At 65.4% G+C, this 26,849-nt stretch carries 21 protein-coding genes; 3 read left to right on the top strand and 18 right to left on the bottom strand.

Going from position 1 to position 26,849, the window contains the following annotated elements; translation table 11 throughout:
- Window positions 1-74: 74 nt before the first annotated feature.
- From KF886_12180 to KF886_12120, 13 genes are all read right to left on the bottom strand, one after another.
- On the bottom strand, window positions 75-1,265 hold the full coding sequence (locus tag KF886_12180; protein ID MBX3178115.1) for an exo-alpha-sialidase: 1,191 nt from the start codon (window positions 1,263-1,265) through the stop codon (window positions 75-77).
- 273 nt (window positions 1,266-1,538) lie between these two features.
- Window positions 1,539-1,709, bottom strand: coding sequence for a type II toxin-antitoxin system HicB family antitoxin (locus KF886_12175; protein ID MBX3178114.1), 171 nt, complete (start codon window positions 1,707-1,709; stop codon window positions 1,539-1,541).
- 44 nt (window positions 1,710-1,753) lie between these two features.
- Window positions 1,754-3,316 (bottom strand): FAD-dependent oxidoreductase, encoded by a 1,563-nt coding sequence (locus KF886_12170; protein MBX3178113.1) that lies wholly within the window; start codon window positions 3,314-3,316, stop codon window positions 1,754-1,756.
- Between the two features lie 18 nt (window positions 3,317-3,334).
- Window positions 3,335-6,496, bottom strand: a complete 3,162-nt coding sequence (locus KF886_12165) for an efflux RND transporter permease subunit (protein MBX3178112.1) — start codon at window positions 6,494-6,496, stop codon at window positions 3,335-3,337.
- A complete protein-coding gene (locus KF886_12160) occupies window positions 6,493-7,758 on the bottom strand; it encodes an efflux RND transporter periplasmic adaptor subunit (GenBank protein ID MBX3178111.1) in 1,266 nt (421 codons plus the stop codon). The genes KF886_12165 and KF886_12160 overlap by 4 nt, the downstream gene beginning before the upstream one ends.
- Window positions 7,755-9,389, bottom strand: a complete 1,635-nt coding sequence (locus KF886_12155) for a TolC family protein (GenBank protein MBX3178110.1) — start codon at window positions 9,387-9,389, stop codon at window positions 7,755-7,757. Before KF886_12155 ends, KF886_12160 begins: the two co-directional genes overlap by 4 nt.
- Window positions 9,390-9,686: 297 nt before the next feature.
- Window positions 9,687-10,814, bottom strand: coding sequence for a type II secretion system F family protein (locus KF886_12150; protein MBX3178109.1), 1,128 nt, complete (start codon window positions 10,812-10,814; stop codon window positions 9,687-9,689).
- 5 nt (window positions 10,815-10,819) lie between these two features.
- Window positions 10,820-12,037, bottom strand: coding sequence for a type II secretion system F family protein (locus KF886_12145; protein MBX3178108.1), 1,218 nt, complete (start codon window positions 12,035-12,037; stop codon window positions 10,820-10,822).
- The gene (locus KF886_12140) at window positions 12,024-12,545 is read right to left on the bottom strand and encodes a hypothetical protein (protein MBX3178107.1); all 522 of its coding nucleotides are present in this window, start codon (window positions 12,543-12,545) and stop codon (window positions 12,024-12,026) included. Before KF886_12140 ends, KF886_12145 begins: the two co-directional genes overlap by 14 nt.
- A complete protein-coding gene (locus tag KF886_12135; GenBank protein MBX3178106.1) occupies window positions 12,545-13,120 on the bottom strand; it encodes a prepilin-type N-terminal cleavage/methylation domain-containing protein in 576 nt (191 codons plus the stop codon). The genes KF886_12140 and KF886_12135 overlap by 1 nt, the downstream gene beginning before the upstream one ends.
- The gene (locus KF886_12130) at window positions 13,110-13,478 is read right to left on the bottom strand and encodes a hypothetical protein (protein ID MBX3178105.1); all 369 of its coding nucleotides are present in this window, start codon (window positions 13,476-13,478) and stop codon (window positions 13,110-13,112) included. The genes KF886_12135 and KF886_12130 overlap by 11 nt, the downstream gene beginning before the upstream one ends.
- Window positions 13,479-13,578: 100 nt before the next feature.
- The gene (locus tag KF886_12125) at window positions 13,579-14,889 is read right to left on the bottom strand and encodes a CCA tRNA nucleotidyltransferase (protein MBX3178104.1); all 1,311 of its coding nucleotides are present in this window, start codon (window positions 14,887-14,889) and stop codon (window positions 13,579-13,581) included.
- Window positions 14,882-17,437 (bottom strand): DUF2339 domain-containing protein, encoded by a 2,556-nt coding sequence (locus tag KF886_12120; GenBank protein MBX3178103.1) that lies wholly within the window; start codon window positions 17,435-17,437, stop codon window positions 14,882-14,884. The genes KF886_12125 and KF886_12120 overlap by 8 nt, the downstream gene beginning before the upstream one ends.
- Window positions 17,438-17,613: 176 nt before the next feature.
- Between KF886_12120 and KF886_12115 the strand changes: the two genes are divergently transcribed.
- Window positions 17,614-17,763: a hypothetical protein gene (locus KF886_12115; protein MBX3178102.1), complete on the top strand. Its 150-nt coding sequence runs from the start codon at window positions 17,614-17,616 to the stop codon at window positions 17,761-17,763.
- Here KF886_12115 and KF886_12110 read toward each other — a convergent pair.
- Window positions 17,760-18,629: a hypothetical protein gene (locus KF886_12110; GenBank protein MBX3178101.1), complete on the bottom strand. Its 870-nt coding sequence runs from the start codon at window positions 18,627-18,629 to the stop codon at window positions 17,760-17,762. The two genes, KF886_12115 and KF886_12110, sit on opposite strands and share 4 nt — an antisense overlap.
- A 321-nt stretch (window positions 18,630-18,950) precedes the next feature.
- On the opposite strand from KF886_12110, the gene KF886_12105 reads away from it, so the two are divergent.
- Both KF886_12105 and KF886_12100 read left to right on the top strand, forming a co-directional pair.
- The gene (locus KF886_12105; protein ID MBX3178100.1) at window positions 18,951-21,152 is read left to right on the top strand and encodes an alpha-L-fucosidase; all 2,202 of its coding nucleotides are present in this window, start codon (window positions 18,951-18,953) and stop codon (window positions 21,150-21,152) included.
- A 134-nt stretch (window positions 21,153-21,286) separates the two neighbouring features.
- Window positions 21,287-22,606, top strand: coding sequence for an AI-2E family transporter (locus KF886_12100; protein MBX3178099.1), 1,320 nt, complete (start codon window positions 21,287-21,289; stop codon window positions 22,604-22,606).
- Between the two features lie 799 nt (window positions 22,607-23,405).
- Here KF886_12100 and KF886_12095 read toward each other — a convergent pair.
- From KF886_12095 to prfA, 4 genes are all read right to left on the bottom strand, one after another.
- Window positions 23,406-24,047 carry a phosphatidylserine decarboxylase family protein gene (locus tag KF886_12095; GenBank protein MBX3178098.1) on the bottom strand — a complete coding sequence of 214 codons (642 nt, stop codon included), beginning with the start codon at window positions 24,045-24,047 and terminating at the stop codon, window positions 23,406-23,408.
- Window positions 24,044-24,745, bottom strand: coding sequence for a DNA repair protein RadC (radC, locus tag KF886_12090; protein ID MBX3178097.1), 702 nt, complete (start codon window positions 24,743-24,745; stop codon window positions 24,044-24,046). Before radC ends, KF886_12095 begins: the two co-directional genes overlap by 4 nt.
- A gap of 107 nt (window positions 24,746-24,852) precedes the next feature.
- The gene (gene prmC / locus KF886_12085; protein MBX3178096.1) at window positions 24,853-25,695 is read right to left on the bottom strand and encodes a peptide chain release factor N(5)-glutamine methyltransferase; all 843 of its coding nucleotides are present in this window, start codon (window positions 25,693-25,695) and stop codon (window positions 24,853-24,855) included.
- Window positions 25,695-26,762, bottom strand: coding sequence for a peptide chain release factor 1 (gene prfA, locus KF886_12080; GenBank protein ID MBX3178095.1), 1,068 nt, complete (start codon window positions 26,760-26,762; stop codon window positions 25,695-25,697). The genes prmC and prfA overlap by 1 nt, the downstream gene beginning before the upstream one ends.
- Window positions 26,763-26,849 lie beyond the last annotated feature (87 nt).

The raw sequence follows: 26,849 nt of genomic DNA, 5'->3' as shown, positions 1-26,849 counted from the left end.
CGATTCGCTCTATGCGATTCCTGCTCTATCGTGCCAAAATTCTCGCCTGCAATCCAGCCGCGTTCCCCGCCCGCCTATTCCTGCGTATCGAGCACGCTGAGGTCGGCGATCCGTATCTTGAGGACTTCACAGGTCTGTTTTCTGGAGCCAGCGAAGGCGACGAGGAGGTGGCCGTCGTGTTCGATGACGTGGGGGTAGTCGACGTGGCGGCCGCCGGTGAGGTAGCCCATCTTGTTGAAGACCATGCCGTCGTCGCTGAGGGAGAGGACGAGGGGGTCGCGCTTCTGGTGGTTGGCGTTGGAGACGAGGACGTAGCGGCCGTCGCTCATCTGGAGACCGTTGAATTTGGAGGTGGCGTCGGGGAAATTGGTCTTCGCGGGGGGGCTCCAGGTGCGGCCGTTGTCGGTGGAGAAGGAGCGGAAGAGGTAGCCGCTCCGGTTGTTGTCGCGGAAGAGCGCCATGATGTTCTCGTCGGGGAGGACCCACCAGTAGGGCTCTTCGGCCTTGAGGCGCTCGTCGCCGTAGAACACGACGGGGTAGGACTCCCACTGGTCGAAGGCCTGGACGCCGCCGACGAGGAAGTGGACGTGGCGGTCGAAGGTGCGGCGGCTCATCATCCACTCGCCGGAGGGGATTTTCTTGGGCGCGAAGTTGTTGATGGCGTTCTTGTAGGCCACGCCGAGGCCGTCCCAGGCGCCGGTTTCCTTGTTGTAGCGGAACGCGTGCAGTTCGAGGCTCGGGCCGAAGAAGCCGGCGGATTCGTCGAGCGAGGCGAGCGCGAGCAATTCGCCGTCGCGCTGCCAGAAGCCTCGCGAGATCCAGCGGAAGCCCTCTTCCGATCGCGTGTTGTAGACGGGGGAATCGGGCGCGGAGTTCGGCGGGATCGGCGTCATGAATTCGGGCGCGGACCATTCAAGCGCATCGGGGCTGGTCGAGAATTTGACGCGCTGGCCCGCCATGTCCTCCACCGCCGGCCCGTCGCTCCACATGGCCCAGTATTTGCCGCCGTAGTAGGTGAGGTAGTTGTGCTGGTTGACGCCGTCGTGCGGGCGGGCGTCGCTGACGATGGCCTGCCGCGAGGGAATGCGCGGAAGCGTGTCGAAGTTGATGTCGTGCGTGTTCTCGGGAACCCACGGGCCCTGGAGCATCAGCGGGGATTCGGGGTTGTCCTTCGGGTGGGGGTAACCGTCCGCGGCGAAGGCCGGAGAGGCGGCGAGGAAAAAAAGGGCGGTGAAGATATGGCAGCCGGACAGCCTGGGGAGCATTTCGGGAATCCTTTCGAGAATGAAGCCACGGTGGAGAAGCCACTGTAGCCGGGAACCGGCGGCGAGATCAATCGGCGGGGCGGGCAGGGATGCCGAATCCGCCTGCGGCGCGTGCGAGAGGATTGGGGCGTGCGCGAGTATGTTTCTCAGGCAGGAATGCCTGAGTCCCTCATTCGCTGGTGGAATGAGGTGGATTGGGGAGGGGTGTGGGCCGTGTTAAACCTCGGGCGCGCGTTGTGTCAGGCAGGGATGCCTAACCTCCGGGTGGGGAATCTACGTGAAAGAAGGCGCGCTGTCCGCCATCATCATCCGATAGGCATCCTGAATATTCGACTCCAAATCAGCCAGGGTCTCGCCCTGGCTGAAAACGCCGGGAAATTCCTTGAGGCGGCCGACATACCAGCCCCCGTCCATCCAGAATTCCAACGTGTACTGTGTCTTCATCGATCTGCCTCCTGTTGGCCTACCTCAAGGATACCACAGCGGCGTTACTTCGGCGGGTCGACCACCTGGCCCTGGGCGCGGAGGAGGCCGCGCAGTTCCTCGATGGGCACATCGCGGGCCGGACAGGCGTGCTGGATGGCGAGGTGGGCGGCGGCGCCGGAGGCGTGGCCGAGCGCCATCCACGTGGGCTCCATGCGGATGGAGGAGTAGGCCACGTGGGTGGCGGAGAGGGCGCCGGGCACGATGAGGCCGTCGACTTCCCGGGGGAGCATCGCGCGGTAGGGGATCTTGTAGGGGCGCGTGAGGTGGCCCAGCATACCGAGATAGCCTTCGAGCACGACGGAATCGCCGGGCTGGCGCCTCTGGGCGGGGAAGCTGTCGATCGGAAACTCGCCCATGGCGATGACGTCGTCGTGGTGGAATTCGCGGGCGCCGCCCTCCCCCAAGGCGACATCGTGCTGGGTGATGGTGTAGCACCCGTCCAGCCGCCGCGCCTCGCGGATGTACAGCTGCCAGGGGAAGTGGCCGTTGTCGGCAAACTCGCTCCGGGGAAGCTGGTAGGCGCGAGCCAGGCGCCGGTGATCGGCGGGGATTTCCTCGTCGTTCTGCAGGAACCAGAGCAGGCCCAGACAGAGGTCGCGGTGGCGCTGCTCGATGCGTTCGCGGGCGTCCCAATCCCCGTCCACATAGCCCTCATTTTCGCCGGGGAAGGGAAAGGCCAGCGGGCGCGGGTTGATGTTCACGTCGGCGGTGCCGTTGGGCATCCGCGTGACGGAGAGCGCGCGCACCATGGTGTTGAAATGCTCGGGAAAGTAGCCCCGCCCCTCGTGGAACACTTTCGGGCCGCCGAGACGCCCGGCTTCCAGATCCTCGAAATACGGGGTGTACACCGCGCGATCGTAGCCGGGGGGCGGCGACTCAAGCGGAACGGCATTCTGCGGGTCCGTGGAGAGGTAGAGGCGGTAGGTCCAGGCGGGCAGCCGCCCATCCCCCGCGCCGGTGCTTCCGGGCAGGATGATCCCGTTCTCGTAGTCATAATAGATATGCCCCGCGAGCGATTCACCGAATTCGTCGCGGCTTTCGCGGCCCAGGCGAAAGGCCGCGCCGGCGGCGGCGTAGAGATCGCCCTCGTAGGTGGCGTCCAGGAAAACGCGGGCCTGGATGTGGCGCGTGAAACCGGAGTCCGTATCGCGCAAAGCCACCGCGGCGACGGCCGATCCGTCCCGATGCGCGCTTTCGAGGCGGTGGCGCTTGAGGACGGTGAGGTTGCGGCACTCCGCGAGCATCGTGTCGAAGACGAGCTCCGCCACGTGGGGCTCGTAGTAGTACCCGCGCTTGCTGAGCTGGGTCTGGGGGCCGTAGGCCCCGTAGCGCCCGCCGTAGTAGCGGTGGACGCGCGACGTGAACTCGCGGAACAGGCCGCCGATGTATTCGGGCTTCTCCACGTCGCTCTTGCCGAGGCCGCTGGCGGCCATACCGCCGGCGTGGGCGCGCGACTCCGCCAGGATGACGGAGCGTCCCACGCGCGCGGCGGCCACTGCGGCGGCGATGCCCGCGGGCGTCGCGCCGTAAACGAATACATCGGCGGAATGATTGCTGTCAGACACGTCGAGATCCTGCGCGGTTCAAGAGAGGCTCGCATCCGTTACGCCGTGCTCGGGCGTTTCGTGATCGGCCGGCGTGGCATCGGGGTGAAGGACGCCAAAGAGACGCTGCCATATTTTTGTAAAGTCCTCCACCACCATATACAGAGCTGGGACGAGCACCAGTGTAATCGCTGTGGCGAACAGAATACCATAACCGAGCGAAAGCGCCATGGGAATGAGGAAGCGCGCCTGCCGCGACGCTTCGAAAATCATCGGGGCAAGCCCGCAAAACGTGGTAAGCGTGGTCAGCCAGATGGGGCGAAATCGCCGGATGCCCGCGCTCTCGATGGCCTCCTCGGCGGACGCGCCCTCGCGCCGGCGCCGGTTCGCGTAGTCCACCATGACAAGCGCGTCATTGATGACCACGCCGGAGAGCGCGATCATCCCCATGATCGAGATCACGGAGAGGTTGAAGCCCATGATGAGGTGGCCCAGAATCGCGCCCACACCCGCGAAGGGAATGGCGCTCATGACGATGAGGGGCTGCATGTAGCTGCGGAAGGGAACCGCCAGGAGCACGTAAATAATCAGAAGCGCAATGATATAGTAGTTTCCGAGGGCCGTGAGCGAATCGCGCATGTCCGCCTGGCGTCCCTCAAAGGAATAGGAAAGCCCCGGAAAATACTCCATCAATTCCGGCATGACCTCCACGCGCAATGCCGCGAGCACCTTGCTGGTCTCGCCAACGGGCTCGACATTGGTGGTTACCGTGACCACACGCCGCCCGTTGCGCCGGTTGATATCGGTGTAGGCGCGCCCCCGCGACACATCCGCCACCTGGTACAGCGGGGCCTCTCCCCCGCCCGGCGTCACGAGCAACAACTGCTCCAGGTCCGATTCGCTCCTGCGCTCGGACTCGGGCAGGCGCACGCGCACCGTGACTTCGTTGCGCCCCCGCTGCTGCCGGATCGCCTCGACGCCAAAAAAGCTGGAACGCACCCCGCGCGCGATCTGTTCGGCATCGAGCCCGAGCGTGCGGGCCTCGTCGGTGGCGCGAAGATCGAACTGGACCTTGCCCGGCGTGTAGCCGTCGTCAATATCCTTGACAACCGCAAACTCTTCGAGGCGCGCCGCGAGCGCTTCCGCGGCCTGTTCCAGGGTGCGGACGTTCCGGTGGGACAGCTCGACCGACACCTTCGGCCCGCGGCCCGGCCCCCCGGCGTCGGCCGCAAAGCGAAGCGTCTCCAGCCCCGGCATTTCCCCGCCGAGCTCCTCGCGCCACATGTTGGTGACCTCCGCGGTGGACAGTGTGCGCTGGGTGGCGTCGACCAGATAGGCGCGCACCTCAATGGCGTTCTCCCGGACCAGTGCGGACACCCCCTTGCCCAGCTTGTCACCCCCGTGGCGGTCCATGACACGCTGGGCGCTGTCGACAAGCCGCGCGGCAACCTCATCCACGCGCTGCCGCGGCGCGCCCACGGGCAGGGTCGCGGTTGCCTGGGCGTACTCGCTTTCGACTTGCGGCATCAGGATAAAGCCCATCCGCCCGCTCATTGGAAGGGAGAGCACGAATGCGAGAATGGCCATCATCACGGCGATGGTGGCGTAGCGCCAGCGGACGGCGATATCGATGAAGGGCCCGTAGAGGCGGCGCGCAAGGGCGGTGAACCCGCGCGCGATTGCCTGCTGAAAGGCATGGAGTCGCCCGCCGATGCCGGTGCTCCCGGCTTCCTTCACGTGGGCCAGGTGCGCGGGGAGGATGAAGAGCGACTCGATCCATGAGAGCGCGAACGCGGTGATCACCACGGGCGGAATCACGCCCCAGATCTTTCCAAAGGTCCCCGGAATGAACAGCAGCGGCATAAACGCGACGATATTCGTAAGAATGGAAAACGAAATCGGGACCGCCATGTCGCGCGCGCCCAGTATGGCGGCGTCAAGGTGGCTCATGCCGCGCTGGCGGTATTCATAGATATTCTCGCCCGCGACAATCGCATCGTCGACCACGATACCGAGCGCAAGGATGAACGCAAACATGGAAATCATGTTGATCGAAATGCCAAGACCGGGGAGGAACAGCAACGTGCCCAGGAAGGCGGTGGGAATGCCCACCATCACCCAGAACGCCAGGCGGAACTCCAGAATGAGCGAGAGAATGCCCATGACGAGACACAGCCCGAATAAACCATTCTTCAGGAGAAGCTCCAGGCGCTGCCGGTAGATTTCGGAGTCATCGTCGACAATTGCAAAGTCCACATCCGGCGGAAGCGACGCCAGGATGCGGGGCATGGACTCCCAAACCGCGTCCGCCACGCCGATGGGCGTCTGGGCGCCCACGCGATACACCGTCATCGCGATGGCGCGCTTGCCCTCGAAGGTGGCGTAGGTATTGCTATCCTCGAAACCCTCGCGGACCGTTGCGATGTCGCCAAGCCGGACGATGGCGCCGGTTTCGGAGGAGATGATGGGGATGTTCTCGAAATCCCGGGCCCAATCCCGGCGTTCCTGGACGCGCAGCAAAATCTCGCCGCCGCGCGTCTCCACCTTGCCCCCCGAGCGATCGAAAGCCGACTGCCGGACGATCCGCCCGATGGTGTCGAGGGAAAGGTTGTGCTCGCGGAGCCTGTGCTGCGGCACTTCAATATGAATCTCCAAGTCTTTGACGCCGTCGAGATCGACCTGCGATATTTCCGGGTGCTGCAGGAGCCCGTCGCGCACCTGCTCGGCGGCCTGGCGCAGCGACCATTCGTCCATGTGCCCGAAAACCTGCATCTCGATAACGGATCGGCGGCGGGTGCTGAGCGCGATAATTGGATCTTCCGCTTCCTCCGGAAACACGCGGATCCGGTCGACGGCCTGCTGGATGTCCTGATTAACCTTTTGCGGGTCACTCCCGAGAAGGATTTCCACCGTGATCAAGGCGCGCCCCTCGGAGGCGACGGCATGCACTTCGTCCACGCCATCGAGACCGCGCACCTCCTCCTCAATGGCGAGGACAATCCCCTCCTCCACTTCCTCGGGGCTCGCTCCGGGGAACGGCACGATGATCGTTACCGTATCCGGGTCAAAATTTGGAAAGATCTCCTGCTTGACCTGCGTTGTCATGAACAGGCCGCCGATCACAAGAAACACCATGAGGATGTTCGGCGCAACACCGTGGCGCGCCATCCAGGCGATCGGGCCTCGAATGTTCGCGCTCATGACGCGCCTCCCGGGCCGTCAGGGCCGCCGCGACCGGGCTTCTCACCCTCACCCGCGACGCGCAGATTCATTCCGGCGGCGACCGCCGCGATGTCCGTGGTCACGATGCGCTCCCCGTCCTCGATGCCGCCCCGGATAAGCACCCGCTCGACGCCCCGGTACGCGATATCGACGGGGCGAATGTCCAGCTTATCCTCCTGGTCCATAATCCAGACGAAATCGCCGTTACGGAGGTAGGCGCGGTCGAGAACGACCACATGGTCCAACACCCGGCCTTCGATCTCCGCCGACAGGAATTGCCCCACCAACATCCGGGGCTTGTCCTCGTTTTCCGGCTCCAGGCAAAGCGGATCGTGCACTTCGACCAGCACGCGCGCCATATTGCCCTGCTCGGTGAGCGCCGGCAGCAGACGGATTACGCGCCCCTCGCGCGACGCGTCCGGCCCCCAGACACTGGGCTGGCGCAGCACCACGGGCGATCCGGGCGCATCCCCTTCGGGCAAGGCGATCCAGGGGAGGTCCCCTTGCTGCACCGCCAGTTCGACCCAATACACATCGGTCCCGACAAGGCGGACAATTGGGGTTTGGGTCGTCAGGCGAGTTCCCCGATCCACGAACTTCTCCACCACCTGCGCGTCGAAGGGCGCGGTAACCGTGGTGCGCTGAAGATCGAGATGCGCGTCCTCCAGCATCGCGCGCGCGGCGGCCACGTCGGCGGCGGCGGCGGCCAGCTGCGGCTCGCGCAGCACCAGGGACTTCTCCTCATCGTTCAGAGACTCGCCCAGCACTTCGTATTCCCGTCGGGCCACATCCTGGTTTGCGCGCTCGAGCACGCGGCGGGCCTCCATCTGGGTCAATTCCGCCTGGCGCATCTTCGCGGCGAGTTCGTAATCCGCCGGGTCTATTCGCACGATCAGGTCGCCCGCGTCGAAATGGCCGCCCGGCACAAGCGCGGAGCTTATCTCGACGATTTCGCCCGCCACCTGCGGGTTCAGCGTGATCTCGCGGGCCGCCAGCACCCTGCCGGCCGCCTCCACACGCAACCGCTGCGACGTGTGGTCGGCCATCGTCACGTCGACCAGGCGCGCTTGCCGCTGCTGGGGCGCGCGCTGCGGCTGCGGCGCCGTCTTCATCATTGCGTAAACCGCGCCGGCTCCGGCGGCCAGAATGGCGACAGGCACAAGCGCCTTCACCAGAAAAATGAGCGCGCTCGCCAGCGGATTGCGCCGAGACGTTGGAGCGGGCACGGTGGATTCCTTCATTCGTTCTTTCCTTCTCGGGCATCAAGCGCCCCGGCCATCCAGCCACCACCCAGGGCGAGGTGCAATTGCACGCGATAGACCAGCAGGTCGTGCGCGGCTTCCACCACATCGCGTTCCAGGCTCTGGAGATTGCGCAACGCGGTGAGCACGGGGAGATAATCGGTCAGGCCCTTGCGGTAGCGGCCGAGCGCCTCGCGATGGGAATTCCGCGCGGCCTCAAGCTGGCGATCGAGCGCCTGGATCAGCGCCTGCTGGCGATCGATCAAGACCAGCGCATCCTCAACCTCCGCCACGGCCTCCAGGACTATCTGCCGGTAGGCGGCGAGCCGTTCGTCGGCCTCGGCGCGCGCGCGTTCGATTTCTGCCTCGCGCCGCCCCCCGTCGAACAGGGGACCCGTTACGCTTGCCGCGAGTTGCGCGATCCAGCTATCGAACAGCGAGCCGATTGCGGCGGCGTCGCTGCTGAGGCCCGCGCTCAACTGGAGGCGCGGCAGGCGATCGGCGCGGGCCGCCGCCACCCGCCAGTCCGCGGCGCGCAGGCGAAGCCCCGCCGCGCGCACATCGGGGCGGCGGGCCAGCAGGTCGGCCGGCAGCCCGTAGGGCGGCAGGGGGCCCGGCGCCGCAAAGGCCGCTTCGGTCAGGTCCAGATCATCGCGCGGCGCGCGGCCAAGCAGGATATTCAACGTATGTTTAAGCAGTTCGTACCGCGCTTCCAGCAGCGGGATGGCCGATTCCGTTTCGGCCACGGCCTGGCGTTGCTGGTATACGTCGAGCGTCGTGGCGAGACCATTGCGATAGCGAAGCTCGATCAGACCAAGATTGGTCTGGTTGGTCTCAAGTTGTCCACGCACCACGCCCAGCACCTGTGCGGTTTCAAGTAGATTGAACCACGTGAGCGCGACCTGGCCCGCGATCGTGTGCACGACGGCATGGGCCTCCTCCCGCGTCGCATCCAGGGCCGAAAGCGCCGCCGCTTCGTCCGCGCGCAGGCGCCCCCAGACATCCACCTCATACCCGGCGGTCAGGCCGAGACCGTACTGGTCCGTGTTCACCGTCAGCGAATCCGGCGGAGAAGGTTGAAGGAGGGATTCGACGGCGTTCCGGCCCTGTTGCGCCGAGCGGACCGCACCGCCCAGCGGACCGGTCCCCCCGCCGCCGCCCGACGCGGCATCCAGCAGCGCGTTCAGGGCGTTGAGACGCCGGGTTGCGGCGTCCAGCCCCGACTCCCCGCCCCCCAGCTCTGTCCGGCGGCGGCTGAGGCTGGCGTCGGCGCCGTAGCTGAGCGTTGGGCGCAGGGGAGCGCCCGCCTGGCGCGCCACGGCCCCGGCCTGCCGTATTCGCGCGGCGGCCTGCGCAATGGTGAAGTTCCCCGAGAGCGCCGCATCCACCAGCGCGTTCAAGTCGCCGGAATCGAAGGAGTTCCACCACGCGTCCGGGAGTTCCCCGGCAGTCTCGTATAGCGAAAACGCAGCCGGGATCGGAAGTTCAGTGGAGGTTCTATCGGGCGGCGTGAAGCGCGCGCAGCTGGGCAGAACCAGGAGAGACGCGGCGGCGGCGGCAATCACGCCATACCGGGCGATTGGTCCGGAAAGGCGCGTGACGGGCATCCAGCGCGACGGTACTACGGGCATACGTGGACGGACCTCTAATGAGCGTGCACCAGCATTCCGGATGCAAGCCGTTCCGTTGAATTGCGTGGCGAATACTACACAGCGCCTGGCCGCCACCCAACGGGCCGCGCAAATGAAAAACTGCCTCGCCGCCTCGCGCGGCGATGTCCCCCGCTGCCAGGAGAGAAGGAACAATACGCCCGGCGCGCGGGACACGGATGGCGACGCCACAAACAGGCGGTGTGAGCCAGCGCCCGGGCGCCAGAGACTACGGAAAAGTATAGCCCCCTCCACCAAGGCAGTTCAATCGCGCGTGGGCTAGAATCCCAAGAGGGTGATCGCGTTCAGCGTGCTGAATATGGCCCCGTAGACCCAGAAGACGATGAGGCCATTCAAACAGACGAGCAACGGCAGACCAAGTTCAATAGCCAGGCGCGCGGATTGATCCGTCTGTCTGCGGTAAAGTGCCGCGATCTGCTGGAACGCGTCCGGCAACCCTCCCCCCTGTTCGCCGAGCGACACCAGCGCGCGGAAAGAACCTGGTAAATTGCCGTGATCGCGGCGCACCGCGTCCCGGATTCCATCTCCCCCCTCCACCGCCGCCGCCAGACGCTCGAAGATTGTGTTGCAGCGCCGCGACCCCGCCGCTTCTCCGGCCTCCCGTAGCGCCAGCGGCAGCGGCGCGCCCGCGCGCAACAGATGGCCCGCCACCGCGGCGGCGGTGGCCAGATGGCGCTTACGGAAATGGCGGCCAACAAGCGGTAGCCGCTCGAAAACCGCCGACGCGATCCGCGAGAGGGGCCCGCCCTTCAGCCAGGAGTATTCGACCGCAATCCAACCCGGCAACACCCCAACGGCGAAGAGCGCGAGCCCCGCGAGAAGCCCGCTATCCCTGGCGAACTGCCCCCAATAGAGCAGACGCCCCGGCGGCTTTCCAAAATGTGTCAGGATGGACTCCAATTGTGGCGCGACGAATACGAGAATGACAGCCGCAAGCAGTATCGGGAATAGCAGTACACCCCCCAGCATCCAGGCGTGCCAGAACGTGACGTAGCGGATTGAAACGGCATCCGAAACGCCGGACTGGAGTTCGTCCAGGGCCGCGTCCAACTGCCCGCTTTCTTCCCCGGCCCGGGCAAGCTTGGTGCAGAAAGGCGGAAAGAACTCGGGGCGGTTCGCCATGGCCTCGTGAAGCGCCAGGCCACCTTGAATGTCGCGATGCATCGCGTAGAACACATACCGTAGCGGGCGGCTCGGCGTATCGTGGCTCAGGTACAGAAGGCCCGCGGCAAGCGGCAGGCGCGCCGCCACGAGAACCTGAATGGCGCGGACCGCGATGAGAAGATCGCGCCAATGGAGCAGCCAGGTGCGGTAGCGGGGCGCGCGGCCATCCGGAAGCGGGCGCCCGCCGTTATCCCAAGTCTCATCTGGTGCGCCGAATTCCATGTGTCCTAACCTCGCAGCATCAGGGGAAATTGAAAGACCGGCAGAAAACACGCGATCACCGCCAATCCCACTAGAATTCCGCAGACGATCACCAGACCCGCCCCGAGCCCGCCAAGCGCGGACTGTTGCCCCCGCTCCGACTCGCGATCACAGGACTCCGCCAGCCGCGCGAGCGCTCCGGGAAGATCGCCGGCCGATTCGCCGTGCTTCAGTATCCAGGCATCGATGGGGCGCAATAGACCGGTCGCCGCAACGGTCTGCGCCACGGGATCCCCTTGCGCAACGCGCGTGGCCGCGCGGGCCATGCCCCGGGCGAAGCGCGTGCTGGCCGTGGCGATGCCAGCAAGCTGAAGGCTCTCCAGAATGGGTGCGCCATTCTCCAGCAGCATGCCCAACGCCCGGGCGAACCGCGCCGTAAGAATGGCCTGATAGAGACGGCCCACAACGGGCGCGCGAAGCAGGGCCGCTTCCGCCGCAAGCCTGCCGGCGTCACCGGGAAGAACATACCCGCGAATCCAGTATAGAAGTGCGGTCAGGCCCGCAAACAGCGCGATCGCGGGGAGTCCGGCGCCGCGCATAAGTTTCCCGAAGGAAAGAGCCGCTTCCGTAAGAGCCGGCAACTCGGCCCCAAACTGCAGATACATATGCTCAAACTGGCCTATCACCTCCGTGACGAAAAGGCCGAAGAACACCGCCAGCGCGCCGAGCAGAAAGGCGGGATATGCAACCGCCACCATCAGCCGCTGACGAAGCCATTGGCGGCGATGTCCGATGGCGATCATCCGCTGCAGGACGCCCGGGAGATTGCCCGTGTGCTCGCCAACCCGTATCAGCGCCAGGTACAGTGGCGGAAAGGACTCCCCATGGCGCTCGAACACCTCGCCCAGGGAACGGCCCCCGGCGACTTCACGGGCGGCGGTATCGATCAGGTTGCGGAATCGCCTGCCCCGAACCTCGTGCGCGAGTTCGCGCAGTGCGGTGGCCAGCGGCATGCCCGCGCGGGACAAGGAACACAGCTGCTCCGCAAACAGGTTTAGATCTTCCAGCTCAATCGACCGAGGTCTATTCGCCAGGCCCCGCGCGCCCCCTTCTGGCGCCACGGCGTAGACCATCACCCCACGGGCCCGCAATTCCGGGATGAGCGCCCAGGCCGACTCGGCCTCGACGGAGCCCTGCACTGTGGCGCCTCGCGTGTCGACACCTGTGTACTCAAAGAGCGGCATCGGCGCGCTCCCCGGCATCCGATGGCGTCAGCTCGCGCCACACCACGATTTCGTGGCCAGACTTCTCGCGGCGCAAAACGCACTCCAGCCTCCGCTCGACTCCGCCTGATCGCGCCACGCTGTAGACCACGACATAGCCATCCGGTAGGTCCGCCCTCGGGCCCGCCACGGTGTACCATGCGGTCGGAGGACTCCCGGAAATTGCGTGGGGTGAAAGTCTGGCATCGGAGATCTCTGGAAGAATGGCCCGCCCACGCGCGTCCCAACGGGGCGGCCCGGCGCCGCCAAGACAGCCGGTCCCCCCGGCATCCAGGTCCGCTACGGCAAGCGCCAGCCCGGTCTCCGCCGCGGAAAACGCGGACACGCCCGAACTGGCGTACACCGCCTGCCGGAGATGTGCGGCGGATCGGGTGCTTAGCACCACCACGAGCGAAATAGAGGCCGCAATGAATACGAGACACAGCAGCAGCGCGGCCCCGCGCGTCCGTTCCATCACGGCATCGCGCATCACGGATTCCTCAGCGCAATAAACTGCGCCACGCGCGCGGGAACCTCCCGCGCCCGGCGCGTCAAGCAGACCACCTCCAATTGCACGAGGATGCCGCCATCCCGCGCTTCGAACCAGATGCCGGGGTTGCCGCTCGGCGAGACGCCAGGCGGCTCGGCTGCGGGAAGACCGTTTGCAATCACGTCGACTCCGCCGGGGTGTTCCAATATCAACTGGCTCGCGGTGAAACCATCGCCATTGGCGTCGTTGTAGTCGCGCCCGATCCGGCGAGGCCCGCTCCATTCCGGCATACCGTCCGCGTCTATCGGCAATCCGTTCGCGTCAAGGTCCTCCGGGATCCGGTAGGCGATCTCGGCGGCGGGCAAGGCGGACAGGCTGGCCCGGGAAGCCGCACGCAATTCTCGGGAGATTCGGGCCATGGCGTGTACGGCGCGATCCGTCGCGTCGGTCTTTCGCTCCAGGACATCCGCCGTCGCACTGGCCTGCAACCAGGCGCCCCAGATCATCCCGAGCGCGGCGGTCAACAGGGAGATCGCGGCGAGCATCTCGATCAATGTGAACCCGCTACGGCGCATCGGACCCCTCCCCTGCTGGACATACCGCGGACACGATAACGGTGCTCCCGCGGGAGGTCTCGGTCGTCACAATGACGCGGGCGACACCCGGCGCCTCGGATTCCACCGTGATGCGATACGATCCCGGCAGGGAAGCCGGCGCAGCCAGGTCCGCTTGCCATCCCGGGTTCGCACGCGCCCGCTCGATCACGTGGTTGAGACAGACGGTGGCAAGATGCCGCCGCTCCCCCAGTTCGCGCATATGCGCAACATGCGCGATCGCCCCGAGGATCAACACCAGTGTCAGGAAGAGGATACCCGTGGCAAAGGTGACCTCCAGCAGTGTAAAACCTCGGTTTGTACGCCTCGTGATGGCCATGTGCACACTCCCTGCCATGCGCGCTGTATAGATGTGATAGCACGGGAAAGGCATATGGTGCAAACGATCGCATCAGTAGCCACAAGCGGCCACGTTCGTATCAGGGCTCCAAGAGCGATCGCGCGAGTCTTTTCGCCTCCTCCGTGTTGCGCACCGTCCCCTCCAATTGACCGTCTTCGATCGCACCCAGAACGCGGCGGAAATCGGGGCCGGGCGCGTAGCCCATGGCGATGAGGTCGTTGCCCGTCAGGAGGGGCGTTGGGCGGAGCGCCTCCTCGGGCAGATTCGCGCGGTAGTCCTCGATCCAGTCGATCGTGTCGAGGTTTCCGTGACTCGCCTGGCAGTCGAGTCGGCACAGGGCAAGCAGTTCGTCGAAGCCGTCCTCCCGCACGAAGCGCTTGCGTTTGCTCTCCCGCATGTCGGGAATCGCCGCGAGCCGCATATGCTGCGCGACCAGCCAGACGATGCGGTCGGTTTGCTCGTTGGAGAAGCGCAGGCGCCGGCAGATGCGGCGGGCCATCTCGGCGCCGACCCGTTCGTGCTCGTTGAAGCGAATGCGGTCTTCGAAAGTCTGCGTGCGGGGCTTCCCGACATCGTGGAGCAGCGCGCCGAAAGCCAGCGTGGCGAAACAGGGCGCGGGCAGCCCGTCCATGAGCAGCAGGGTGTGCACGTAAACATCGCCCTCGGGATGAAACTCGGGCGGCTGCGCCACGCCCTTCATCGCATCAACTTCCGGCAGCACCTGCGCCAGCAATCCCGTTTCGTCCAGGAGTTCGAGGCTGCGGCGCGCATAGCCCTCGCACAACATCTTGACGAACTCGTCGCGGATCCGCTCGGCGCTCGTCCGCGAGATGGCGGGGGCCAGCCTGGCCATGGCGTCGCGGGTGGCCGGGTCCAGCGCGAACCCGAAGCGCGCGGCGAATCGGGCGGCGCGAAGCAGCCGCAGGTGATCCTCCCGAAAACGGGCGGCGGGATCGCCCACGCAACGGATAATGCCGTTCGCCAGATCTTCCCGACCACCGACATAGTCGATAACAGACGCGGTATCGGGATCGTAAAACATGGCGTTGATCGTGAAATCGCGGCGTTTCGCGTCCTCGATCTCGTCCAGGAACTCGACGTGCGCGGGGTGGCGCCCGTCGAGGTAGGGGCCGTCCTTCCGAAAGGTCGCCACTTCGAACTGCGCGCCGTCCCGTACCACGATGACCACGCCAAAGGACGCGCCCACGGGAATCGTGTGGGAAAACAGCGATTGAACCTCCGCCGCGGTCGCGCTCGTGGCGATGTCGTAGTCCTCGGGCGGGGCGCCGCGCAGCATGTCGCGCACGCAACCGCCGGCCAGAAGCGCGCGATGGCCGGCGTTCCTCAGCGCGGCGCAGATCTCGCGCGCGGCCTGCGCGCGGTCACCCATCCGTCGGGGCCGGCGGGCCTGCCTGGCCGCGCTTCTTGTTGCGGAGCGTCCGGCGGGAGTAGGCCCAGGAAACGACGATCAGCACGACACCGGGAACGCCGAAGACCAGCACCTGATAGGGCGGCGTAAGGTCCTGGAACTGCGTGAAGGCCCGGTAGGTCACCACGCCGAACAGCAGGAGGGCGCCCCAGCGGTAACGGCTTTCCCGAAAGACCACACCAAGCACGAGCGCGATCACCGCGTACACAAGCAGATAAAACACCAGGTTCTCCGGCGGGCTCCACCGGTAGAGGCCCAGCAGCCCCAGCACCATCGCCATCCAGACGAGCACCGTCCGGAGGACATCCTCAATGCGGGTCGTTGCGGAGCCATGCTTCTTGAGAAAAGCAAACACGCGCTCGGCCCCCATGCATGCGCCCAGAAATATGCCGAAATACAGCAGAAACAGCGGCTCTCGGTCGAGGGGGGCGTCGGGGTGGTTCAGGCCGGTGTAGAAACTGCTCACCGCGAGCATCATCGCCAGGACGCCGGCGGTTTTCACGCCGGTGTAGCGGTTAAAACCGCCGAGGAAAAGCAGGCCCAGCCCAAGCCCGCTCTGGGCGGCGGCCACGTGCAGGGGATTCAGTTCCCGGCCGAGCAGGGCTGTCAGCAGGTAAGTCCCCACGAGAAACGGCACCGCCACGATGAGGTGGTGTTCCCAGTCGATGTCCGGGCGGCGGAAGCGAATGAGGTAGCGCTCCCAGGCGTGCCCGCCGAGGAAGGTGAGCACCGCGAGGCCCGTGCTGTATACCAGGTAGTACTGCTGAGTCTCGAAGCCCTCCAGCGGCAACCAGAGAAAGACATGGAAACAGACGTGCGCCGCCACCAGCAGGAGTACCGCCGCAACGCACACCTGCGGCGTCAACAGGATGATGCCGAAGAGCCAGACAACCAGCGCCTCGGCGCCAAGGATGAAGGGCAGTTCCGGCGCCTCGCTCAGTTCGAGTATGGTCGCCGCCATAAGGACCAGCGCGCCGCACGCGGCGTGCGCCATCGCCATCGAGTTGCCGGTCCAATCCAAACGCGAATCCGCCAGAAACCAGTGTCCGCTCCGGGTGCGCGCGGCGGGCGTCCGGTGGCGCGTGAATTTCTCGTACAGCCAGGCGTTCAACATGAACAGAAGCGCGACGCTGCCCGCACAGAATCGATTCGCGGGCGCCAGCCACACCCCGATCTGAACCGGCCCGGTCATACCCACCGCGCCAATCGCCGCGATGGCCGTCGCAAGCATGAGAAAGAGTTCGATGGACTTGAAGCCGATGACCGCCGACCGCTGGTAGAACAGGGTTAGTACGATGCATTCCAGGGCGAGCGCAATGGGGAAGTACTCCGGCGGCAAGGATTCGTAAAGCGCCAGGCTGGTGACGGCAATCGCGCCCAGGATATAGGTCTGGAAGAGCAGGTTGCTCCGGGATCCACGGGTTTCCGACAGAAAGGCGCAGAGAAACAGGAACAGCGCCAGGGCGGCCTGGAAGCACCAGAACTGACCCGGGAAATACCGCGCGATCGCATGCGACATGAACAGGTAGTAGGCCACAACGTTCAGCGCCGCCATGGGCGCGACCATCGGCCGGTAAAACCCGCGCCGGCGCCGCCCCGCGATCGATGTCGCCGCAAAAATGAGAAAGAAGGCCGTCAACAGGGCGCTCGACGCCCAGAAGTACGCCGCGCCGTCCAGGGGTATGGCGGCGGGCTTATCGAGGTAATAATAGCCGTGAACGGTGTAGGTGGCGACCATAACGGCCCACGAGAAGAGCAGCCAGCGGTGGCTCGCCTGGTAGACGAGGGCGACGGCGGCGAGCAGGCTGCACGTGGCGGCGGCGTGCACCGGCCCGCTGAGCCCCTCCAGCCGGGTGCAGCTGAAATACACCGTATAATACGCCAGGAAGAGCCCCGCGCCCGCTACGGTTTCGCTGGAGCGCACATGCGCCATGAACACCAGGACGAGCAGGCACCCGAGGGTTATGGGGATTCCCCAGAACGGCGCGTTCCACAGCTGCATCTCTTCGATGAAGAAGACCGCGTACGTCGTAAAGTACAGGACCGCCAGGCCGCAGCCGAGGATCGCCTGCGCGAATAGATCCCGCGAACGCTCGAAAATCAACCCGTACCCGATGAAGAACGCCGCGATCCCGTAGCCGATCAGGGCCTTGCCGATTTCCTCGATTTCCTGGTTGGCGAAGGTCGTGCGCGCCGCCAGCGCGAGCGCCATCATGAGCACGACGGCAGCCAGCCGGCTGATCCACACCGCGCCCACGTGGGTCTCGATGGCCTCGTCTTCCTCGGCGAGCAGTACCTGATCAACGGTCCGGCGAACGTCTTCCACGAGGTGGAACTCGTGCTCCTTGCGCCCCCGGGGGCCCGCGGCGGTACGCTCCGTACCGCCGCCGGCACGATGGTCGCGCGCCGCGCTGCGCTGGGCGGCCTGCGCGGCGCCCAGCCGCTTCACGAGCGCAGTCAACTGGGCGACCCGGCCCTCTAGTTCGCGAATGCGCGATGTCGGTTCCATGCGTGCCATTCCAGCCCCCGCCAGCTGACCCCATTCTACCCCAAGCGCCGGCCCATTCCAACGGTTGCGCCTCGGGCGGAGCCCTTCCTATACTGTGGTTTTCGCGCCTTGTCCGAAGCGCTTAACAACACGACGGGAGATAACATCCAATGTGGTCGATGCTGGGATGGTTGGTGATGCTAGCCGGAATTGTCGCGTTCGGATCCATATTCACCGGCATCGCGCCAGTCGCACTCGGCACGTTGCCCGTGCCGCTGTGGGGGTGGCTCGCGATCGCCGCGGCGGGCGGCTTCATCGTCATGCTCAACCGCCGCCCGAACAATTAGTGCATCAGATCCTGAAACCACTTCTCTTGAATCGCCTTGAATGACTCGGCGTTCTCGAAGAAATACGGCGGGAATTGCTCCTGGATGCAACCGATGACGTAGTACGTGGTCGCCACCATCGCGGCGAAACCGGCGCCCTCGGGCAGCGGGATTGCGAGCCGTTCGGATCCAAAGAGCTGGTTGTCATAACCCACGCTGATGAACAACTCCTTATCCCAGGGGACCACGGTCTTCGCGTGCAGCGTCTGCTCGCTCGTGTAGCACCGCCCGTTGACCCGCCCGCCGAAGAGCTCGTCGAATTTCGTGACGAACATCTCCTTCACCAGGTCGAAACGGGGATCCACCACGATATAGAACGCCTCGTACCGGGTGAAGTCGGGAATTCTCGGGGCCACCTGCGTCTCGATGTGAGTCTTGATCGCGCGCGCGTCCTCGCGGGTCTTCAGCAGCATCATGCCCACGTAGGTGCTCGTGTTGTACGTAATCGGTTCCGGATTGCTCTTCGTGACGAGCACCCGGTTGGCCGGCAATAGCTTCGCGGCGGGCGAATCGCCATCGCAGGTGACGAGGTACGTGTCGAGCCCCCGCTTTTGCATGTCAGCCACCAGAATCGGGGCGTGCTTCTTGCCCGAAGCGGAGATGACGACCCCCGAATCGAGATCCGGATCGCCGGCGAGAACGTCGTGGTAGTCGCCCTCGCCCCTGAAGATGGCCGGCTCATCGGCAAACAGGATTTTCGCGGTGGGGAACGCGTTGCCGCTCGCCACGACGAGCCGCTTTTTCGCGGGCGCCAGCTCCAGCGCGGGCAGTTCATAGGACGCGTGCAGATCCAACGCGTCGAGCGTGACTTCCTTGAGGGTCTTCATGAGCATATCCTTTGTCCCGGCTGGGCGGTGTCTTGCGTGGTTGTGGGCGGAAATCCAGGCGCGCATGGCTGCGGGCCCGTCCGAACAGCGCCGTGATTCGCCTTCCAGGAAAGGCGGGCGGCTCCCACGCAGAGCATATCGCCGGATCCCGCGAAATTGCAAGCCGGGATAGCGCCGGCGCAACCAACCCGAGCACTTGCCAGTCTATCAGACAGGGAGAATTTCGCCATGAACTCGCTTCGCCCCCATCTGGCGCCGCCTGCCTGTCGCTGGATACCCGCTCTCTGTCTTGTTTTCGCTTTGCTCGCCCCGTGTTCGCCCGTGGCTGCTTTGGACGCCAGCATCGAATGGGAGGGCTTCCTCGCCGGCGCCGATCCCGTATGGACGCGCCTTCCGCGTGACTGGTGGGAGGCGCCCTACCTCGGGAATGGCATGATGGGCACGCTGGTGCGACAGACCGGGGACCGGACCGTGGAATGGCAGGTCGGCCGGAGCGATGTGGAGGATCATCGCCAGATGAACTACGGGATGGGTCGCTTGCCCATCGGACGCTTCCTTCTGCACACCCGCGGCGATCTGGAGGGCTGCGCACTGCGGCTCGACCTGCTCCGCGCAGAAGCGGCGGGCGCCATACGGACCACCGAGGGATCCATCTCCATACAGACGCTGGTCCATGCCGATCAGATGGCCATCGCGGTGCGCTGGAAGGGTGAGGGTGGGGAATCGGACGCCACGCTCGAATGGGAGCCCGCCGAAGCGCTGCATCCGCGGCTCGCGGTTAAACCGGACCCCGAGCGAAAGAAAACCTGGACCCCCAACCCGCCGGGCTATTTGAATGAAGTGGACGGCGCGCCGGTGTGGGTACAACCCTTGAGCGAAGGCGCGTACGCCACAGCCTGGGTGGTGTCCCGGGAGGACGGCTGGAACACCCTGTTCGCCAGCACGCAGTATGCGTGGCCCGGAAGCCCGGACGAGGTCGCGGAAGCGGCCGCGCGCGCGGCGGGGGCCGCGGCCGGAACACCGTGGCCGACATTCCTCGATGCCCACCGGGCCGCGTGGCGCAGCTACTACGCCCAAAGTTACCTCTCGATACCGGATCCGTACTGGCAGAGCTTCTACTGGAACCAGATCTACAAGCTGCGCGCCGCCACGCGGTCGGACGGGGTCGTCCTGGGCATTCAGGGACCCTGGGACCAGCCAACGCCCTGGCCGGGGATCTGGTGGAACCTGAATGTTCAGCTGACCTACTGGCCCATGTACACCGCCAACCATCTGGAACTCGCGCGCCCCCTGCCGGACAGCCTGCGCACCTATCTACCGAATCTCATCGCGAGCGTGCGTCCCGAGTACCGCCACGACTCCGCCGCCATCTACCGATCGTCCACCGCACGCCTCTCCGGGGGCGTCTTCTACCCCAGCCTGGTGGAGCCCCCCGGCACGCCCGGCGATCATGAGATGGGCAACCTCCTCTGGGCCTGCCACAATGTCTGGCTTCACTACCGCATGAGCCTGGACGAGGCGCTCCTGCGGGAATCCCTGTACCCCGTGTTGCGGCGCGCCGTGAACTATTACCTCCACTTTCTGCAGGAGGGTCCCGACGGGGTGCTCCACCTGCCGCCCACGCGGTCGCCCGAGTACAAGAGCGGGCCCGACTGCAACTACGATCTGGCGCTCTTGCGCTGGGGCGCGAACGCCCTGCTGAGCGCGGTGGAGCGGCTGGACATCGATGAGCCCCTGGCCCCGGCATGGCGCCGCGTCCTCGACCGGCTCGCCCCCTTCCCGGAGGGCGAGAACGGTTTTCTTATCGCGGATGGGGTCCCCATGGACTCGAGCCACCGCCATTACTCGCACCTGCTGATGATCTATCCGCTGTACCAGGTGAACGTGGAGCAGCCGGACGGCGAAACGCGCATCCGGCGCTCGCTGGATCACTGGCACAGCTTCCCCGACGCGCTCTTCGGCTATTCCTTCACCGGGGGCGCCTCCATCTCGGCGGCCATCGGCGATGGCGATCGCGCGCTCGATTACCTGAATGCATTCAAGGGCTTCATCGAGCCCAATACGATGTATCGCGAGGCCGGCCCCGTCATCGAGACACCCCTGTCCGCCGCGCAGTCCATTCACGACATGCTGCTTCAGAGTTGGGATGCGGCGGACGGGCCGCTCATCCGCATCTTCCCCGCGCCCCCGGACGCCTGGCGCGATATCATCTTCCACCAGTGGCGCGCGGAGGGCGCGTTTCTCGTGAGCGCGGCGCGGCAGGACGGGAATCTCGCCTGGGTTCGGATTTCCAGCCTTGCGGGTGAGCCGTGCCGGATCCGGGCGGAGTTCAGCGGCCCGCCGCGCGTGGTTGGGGGGGACCCAGCGCACGTGGCCGAAACGGGCGCCGGGCGTTACTCCCTCGGGCTTCGCGCCGGCGAATCCATCGTGCTTGCGGATCCCGCGTGGCGGGGAACGCCGGCAATCGCTCCAGTGTCCGGATCCATGCCGGACACCCCAATCTTCGGGCTGCACGCCCCGTAATACCCGCGCTCGAACCCGGACGGTACGAATAATCGTTCGAGCCCGCTTGTATGTCCCCTCATACCGCCGGTATGCTGCTGGTTCGCCCCGCGGATTCCGGGGGGCGAGTCTGGGCTACCATGAGGGCTGGATGGATGGTCTCCGAAGTTTTTCAAAACAAGTGGGTTCGCGCGGTGGGTCTGCTCGGGGCCGTTATCGGGCTTTCCGTGGTCATGTACCTGCTCAGCTCGGTGTTGGTGCCGCTGTTCTTCGCGTTCGCGGTCGCGTACATCTTCGATCCGGTCATCGACCGGATCGAGCGATTCAAGGTTCGCGGCCGCCACGTCTCCCGCGTCGCGGCCATCGTCACCCTGGTCGGCAGCCTGATCCTCGCCTCCATCCTGCTGCCCATCATCGTGCTGCCCGGCGTCATCGAGCAGGCGGAGAACATGATCAATCCACCGCCCCCGGTCGTGGCGGAAGGCGAGGAACCTTCCGATGACGCATCTTTCCGGCGCCGCGTGGCCGCCAAAGTGGAAGACCTGCTCGCCCTCGACAGCGTGGTGCGCACCCTCAACTGGGTGCCGGTGGACGAGAACGGCCTGGAGCCTGAAAATCCGGACTCCATAGGGATTATTCGCCACGAGGTCGGAAAGCGGATCGCCGATCACACCGGCACACTGTTCCAGTCATTTTTCCCCCAGTGGCGGGACGCCAGCACGTCGGTTATACGGATGCTCGGCATCATCGGGGACACCTTCCTGCGCCTCTTTCTCTTTATAGGCAACTTTGTGCTGTTCGCCTTTGTGGCCATCTATCTGCTCAAGGACTACGACCACATCGTGGCCGCGTGCGACGAGTTGGTGCCGCACCGCTACCGCGCCAAGACCCGGGATATCATGAGGAACATCGACCGGCAGTTGCGGTCGTTCCTCCGGGGCCAGTTCACGGTCTGCTGCTGTCTGGGCGCAATGTACGCGATCGGATTCATGATTTCGGGCGCCCCCTTCGCCCTGATGCTGGCCCTGATGGGCGCGCTGGGAAGCTTCGTGCCGTATCTGGGCCTGATCCTGACCATCGGGCCGGCGGTGGCGCTGACGGTGCTGTACCACGGCGCAATCGACTGGCACGTCGCGGGCGTGCTCGCGACCTTTGCCATCGCTCAGTTCCTCGAAGGAAACTTCCTCACGCCGCGCATTGTGGGGTCGCAGGTCGGGCTGGGCCCCGTGTGGGTCATCCTGGCGATTATGGTGTTCAGCAGCGCCCTGGGCTTTGTGGGCCTGCTCCTGGCCGTACCGATCGCGGCCGTTTTGAAGGTGCTCGCCGGCGAGGCGCTGGACCTCTACCGCGAATCCGCCTTCTTTTCCGAGGGCACGCCGGCGGAGGAAGGGAAGGCCTCCAGGGGCCGCAAGCCGCCCTCGGCCTCCTCCACGTCGCCGTCGGCGGGCAAGGGGCGGCGCTTGAAGAAGGTGTAGAACACGGTGTCGCCGATGCCGTAGAGAACGTACGCCGCGCCCAAGGGGAACAGCACGATATTCGGCGACTTGCTCACCGCATAATGGATGACGACGATGAGGATCGCGTACATGCCCAGCGCGATGAAGGCGCGCCGCGGCGCCAGCACGAAGGACTTGAACTTGTTCTTCGGGTAGCGGACCGTACTCACCATGAGAAAGGCCATGATGACCGCCATCGGCCCAAGCAGGTAATAGGCGAAGGGGCCCATCTGGTAGTTGTCGAGGCGATCTTCGAAGTAATTCAGGAACAGTACGAACGACGCGAGCGTGCCGCCGGCGGCCGGCGAGGGCAACCCGGTGAAGTAGTCGGTGCGATCCGCCTGGAACGTATTGAAACGGGCCAGGCGCAGCGCGGCGCAGATGATGTACACGATGGCCATGTACGAACCGGTCCGGCCGATAATGGATTCGGTATTCTCCGTCATCGCGATATGCAGAAGTGGCGCGTTCGGCAGGTACGACGTGAATACCAGCACTCCCGGCGCCACGCCAAACGTGACGATGTCGCAGAGGCTGTCAAGCTCCTTTCCGAAATCCGAGGTGCTCTTGGTAATGCGGGCCACCGCGCCGTCCAGCGTATCGAAAATAATCCCCACCAGAATGAAGATGGCGGCCTTCTGGAACTCGAACCCGATGCTCGCGAAAATGCTGGCGATGCCGCAATACAGGTTCATCGTCGTCATGACGCTCGCCAGCACGTTGATCGGCTTGCGGCGGACGAGGTGGCGGCGCTTATGGGTTCGGAAGTGGCGGATGTTCACGGAAATCGTGCCATGATGGTTGTGCCCGCGCGCACCATCTGGTTCAGTTCAACCGTAACCTCGGTTCCGGCGGGCAAATAGAGCTCGGTACGCGATCCAAACCGTATCATACCAAATTTCTCCCCTTTTGCCAGCACCGCGCCCTCCGCAATCGGGCACACGATGCGCCGGGCCACCGCGCCCGAAATCTGGCGGACCGTCATGGGGCCGTGGTCGGTCGCCATCCACACCGCATTCGACTCGTTGATCTTGGAGGTCTCCGGCAGGCGCGCATCCTTGAACTGGCCGGGCGCATACTTCACCGCGGTCACGGCGCCGGCATAGGGCGCGCGGTTCACGTGCACATCAAAAACCGACAGGAATATCGAGACGCGGCGGCAGGGGCCTTCGTAGTGCGGCGTCTCCTCCAGGTCCTCGATCGCCACCACCTTGCCATCCGCGGGCGAGACGACCTCGTTCGGGGCCGCGGTGATCGCGCGGGGGAAATCGCGGAAAAACAACGCCATGGCCACGCCCAAGATGCCCAGGACGGTGGCGAGCCACGCCATTCCCAGCACAAACCAGGCCAGGGCCGCAAAAAGGAGCACGGAACCGTAGAAGGGCAGGCCTTCTTTCCAACCGCTGAACGGCTTATTCACATCAATTGCCTTTCTTTCAAACTTACGAATCTCATATCGCCGAAAACGACATGATCGAGCAGGGGAATCCCCAGGATCTCGCCCGCTTCGGCCAGTTGCGCCGTCAGGCGGATGTCCGCCTGGCTTGGCTCGGGATTGCCGCTCGGGTGGTTGTGCGCGACGATGACCGACGCGGCGCCATCCCGCACGGCCTCGCGATAGACATCGCCCGGCGCCGCCAGCGTTTCCTGAATGGATCCGATGGAGACGCGCACGGTCCGCAACACTTCGTTCTTGGTGTTAAGGAGTATCGTCTTAAAATGCTCCGTCTCGTATGCCTTGAAATCGTATTTCAACAACTCAAACACATCGCGCGCGCCGGTGATCTTCACGCGCCCCGTGGACTGCTGCCGCGCGACGCGCAATCCCAGTTCGATCGCCGCCTTCAGCTCAATCGCCTTGACGCGCCCGACGCCCGGCACCCGCTGCAACTCGCTCAGGCTCGCGCGGCTCAGCCGGCGCAACCCCTCGAAATGCTGAAGCAGCACCTGGGCCAGCCCCACGGCGCCGTGCTGGCGCGTGCCTGTGCGGAAAAGCACCGCGATAAGCTCGGCGTCCGTCAACGCTTCCGGGCCTACCTGCTCGAGGCGCTCGCGCGGCCGGTCGGATGCCGGCATTTCCCGCACAGCCATCGTCCGGTATTCCGGCAAGTCGCTCATAAACGGTCCCCGCTCGTTGCTACCCTCGCCCTGGCCCGCGGCCCGCGCCAGCCGGGTTGAGTGTAGCACCCGCGCAAACCCCATGTCGAAAGACGCGCGGCCCGCCGTTACGCGCCCGCGCCCCAAACACCGGTGATGACGCGGTCGTGGCCCGCCAGATCCTGGCGAATTGAGACGTCCCGGAATCCCCGCTCGGTGAACAGCGCGCGGGCCACCGCCCCCTGCTCCTCCCCCATTTCCAGGGCGAGCATGCCGCCCGGACTGAGCCACAACGGGGCATCGCGCACAATCCGGCGAATGCAATCCAGGCCGTCCGGCCCGGAAAGGAGCGCGCCGCGATCCTCGAAGTTTCGAATGTCCGGCGCGAGGGTGTCCCACGCGGTCTCGGCGACATAGGGCGGGTTGGAGACGATTACATCGAAGGGAGCCGCGCCATCCGCTAGCGCCGCGAATAGATCGCCCGGGCGAACGTCCAGCGGGATTCCGTATTCCGCCGCGTTGGAGGCCGCGACGCGCAGCGCCACGGGATGGATGTCCGTAGCCACGATTCCGGACACGGGGGCGTTTCGCGCGATCGCGATGGCGACACAGCCCGTGCCCGTGCACAGGTCCAGCACGCGCGCGGGGCGCTGGCCGAGATGCCTGATCGCCGCCTCGACGAGGTGTTCGGTCTCGGGCCGCGGGACCAGCAGGGGCGCCTCCACGGCCAGATCGATGGAGAAGAATTCCCAGCGGCCCAGTATATAGGCAATGGGCTCCGCGGAAAGCCGCCGCCGGATCAGGGGCTCCAGGGATGCCGTGTCCGCGGGCTCGCGCGCATCCAGCACGAGCCGCGCCCGGCTCCAGCCCCACGCGTGGCGGGCCAGCAGGGCGGCTTCGAATTCCGGAGTATCCGTGACGGCGCGCAGGCGGTCCGCCGCGTCCGCCAGCGCCTCCCGAACCGGCGGCATTACTCTTCCGCGAGGCGCGCGGCGCGATCGGCGGCGATCAGGGAGTCCACGACCTCGTCGAGTTCGCCGGCCGCCATGACGCGATCAAGGGAACTCAGGGAGAGCTTGATGCGGTGGTCCGTGAGGCGGTTCTGCGGGAAGTTGTAGGTGCGGATGCGCTCGCTGCGATCGCCGCTGCCCACCTGCGACTTGCGCTCCTTCGAGCGGGTCTCCGCCTCTTCCTGCAACTTGAGATCGAGCAGGCGCGCCCGCAACACCTTCAGGGCCTTGGCCTTGTTCTTGTGCTGCGACTTTTCGTCCTGGCAGGTCACCACCATACCCGAGGGCTTGTGGGTCACCCGCACGGCGGAGTCGGTTGTGTTGACGCTCTGTCCCCCGGGCCCGGAGCTCCGGTACACATCGAACTGGAGATCGTTCATATCGATTTCCAGCTCCACCTCCTCGGCCTCCGGCATCACCGCCACCGTGACAGCCGAGGTATGCACGCGCCCCTGCGCTTCCGTATCCGGAACGCGCTGGACCCGGTGCACGCCCCCCTCGTACTTGAGCTGGCTGTACACCTGGTCGCCGGACACCTGGAAGGAAATCTCTTTGTAGCCCCCCAGTTCCGTCTCGTGCGAGCTCAGGACCTCAATCTTCCAGCCCTTGCGCTCCGCGTAGCGCCCGTACATCCGGAACAGGTCCGCCACAAACAGCGCCGCCTCGTCGCCGCCCGTCCCCGCCCGAATTTCAACGATCGTGTTCTTGTCGTCGTTCGGATCTTTCGGGACCAGGAGCATTTTCAGCTCCTGCTCCAGGGCGGACAGCGAAAGCCGAAGGCTTTCCCGCTCCTCCTCCGCCAGGGCGACCATTTCCGCGTCGTTTTCCTCGCGAAGGACCGCCTCCGCCTCGCGAAGCCCCGACTCCTGCTCCTGGTAGCGCCGGAAACAGGCGACCAAATCCGCCAGTTCCGCATGGGACTTGGCGTGCTTGCGGTAGGCCTCCGGATCGGAAGCCACTTCCTGCGTGGCCATGGCGGCGCCGAGCCGGTCGGACTCCGCCGCGACCGCCCGCAACTTTTCCCGCATTGTCTTATCCATAGATGTAGGGTGCCTGGCGCATGGTGATCGATGCGGGTGGGAAGGGGAGAACGAAAAACAGAAACCGGGCGCACC

The organism is Candidatus Hydrogenedentota bacterium, assembly GCA_019637335.1.
Taxonomy (GTDB): Bacteria; Hydrogenedentota; Hydrogenedentia; order Hydrogenedentales; family JAEUWI01; genus JAEUWI01.
Note: the sequence above shows the minus strand (reverse complement) of the source record. Positions and strands in the feature narration are given on the sequence as shown.